The 1,483-nt window shown below is 74.2% G+C and carries 2 pseudogenes; one reads left to right on the top strand and one right to left on the bottom strand.

What is annotated here, in order from left to right:
* A pseudogene (locus tag L0B03_RS17815) lies at positions 1–349 on the bottom strand (hypothetical protein); the annotation flags it as partial.
* Positions 350–631: 282 nt separating this feature from the next.
* Between L0B03_RS17815 and L0B03_RS17810 the strand changes: the two are divergent.
* Positions 632–1,483: pseudogene (locus L0B03_RS17810) on the top strand (hypothetical protein); the annotation flags it as partial.

Below are 1,483 nucleotides of genomic sequence, written 5' to 3'. Positions count from 1 at the left end.
CGTTCTCGGCGCGGGCACGCAGCTGGCCCGCCGCGAGCTTGGCGCGCGCCAGGGCGTCGGCGGCCTGGGCGTTGGCCTGGGAGACGACGTCGGAGGACTGCTCCTCGGCCGAGCGGAGCAGCTGCTCGATGCGCGAACCGAGGCCCGAGTAGGTGGGCCGCTCGGCCTCGCGGAGCTGGCGGTGCGCCTCGGACAGCTCGCCGGCGACCTGCATGGCCTTGGCGTCGAGCTGCTCGACCTGGGTGCGGGCGTCGGCGAGCTGCTTCTCGAGCTGCTGGATCCTCTGGTCGACCTGCGCGCGGTCGTACCCGCGCATGACGACGGGGAAGGGCGATCGCTCGTCGGCCACGAAGAACCTCCTCAGGGGCGGCGCGGAGCCGCCGCGGGCGTGCGGTGCGCGGACGTCGGACCGTTCACGCGGGTGCGGTCGTTCACCCGGTCGGGTGACGACGGACGGCGTCCAGCGTATCGGTCGCGGGCCTCGTGCCCTACCCCGGGCCGTGCCGGTCACCCGGCACGTGCACGGCGTGGGACGCTCGTAGGCGTCCGAACTGCCCGTTTTGCCCTGGCTGCGCGCGCCACGAGGGTCGGCCTCGCCTAAGGTGGACCGTCACGTCTGAAAGGACGATCTGTGCTCCAACGTGCTCTCGCGACGCTGCTCTGCCTTCTCGGCGTCGCCGCCATCTCCCTCGCTGCTGCCTCGGCCACGGTGTGGCGGCCCTCCGACACCCTTGTCGCGCAGGGCCAGGCCACCGACGGAGGGACGATGGTCGTGACCGCCCCCGGTGTGCTCGACCTCGCCGCTGACGAGGTGCTCGTCGAGGCCAGCACGCAGGGCGACCAGCCCGTCGTCATCGCCCTCGGCAGGACCTCCGACGTCGAGGCATGGGTCGGGGAGGACGTCTACACCCTCGTCACCGGGCTCGCCGACACCGAGGCACTGCGCACCGAGGTCGTCGAACCTGCCCCGGACGAGGTGGACGAGGGCGTCGAGGAGACGGCGGAGGGCGAGGCTGACGAGGCCGAGACGGCGGACGCCGAGGCAGCGGCCGAGGACGAGACCGAGTCGCGCCCGGCCCCCGATCCCTCGGGCTCGGACCTGTGGGTCACCGAGGTCGACGGAGCCGGAGAGGCCGAGCTGTCCTGGACGACCGAGCCGGGCCGGTGGAGCGTGCTGGTCGCGACCACCGGGGAGGACGCAACCCCGCCGTCGGTCTCGCTCACCTGGCCCCAGGAGGTCCGCACGCCCTGGCTCGTGCCAGGGGTCGCCGTCGGCGGCGTGCTCCTTCTCGCGGGCATCGTGTGGTGGGCCCTCCTGCTGCTCCGCGCGCGCCGTGAGGACCGCCGACCGGCACCGATCCATGTCACCTCGACCCCTGCGGGCGGGCTGCCCCTGCGCGTCGGCACGGTCACACCTGGCGGGGGTGCCCGGGCGGGGCAGCCGTCGTCACCGCGCGTCGAGGGCGTGGGCTCGGGGGTCGGG

Origin of the sequence: Actinotalea sp. C106 (assembly GCF_023630195.1) — a bacterium.
Lineage (GTDB): Bacteria > Actinomycetota > Actinomycetes > Actinomycetales > Cellulomonadaceae > Actinotalea.
The sequence above is the reverse complement of the archived record's forward strand: the minus strand, read 5'-3'. Positions and strand labels throughout refer to the sequence as shown.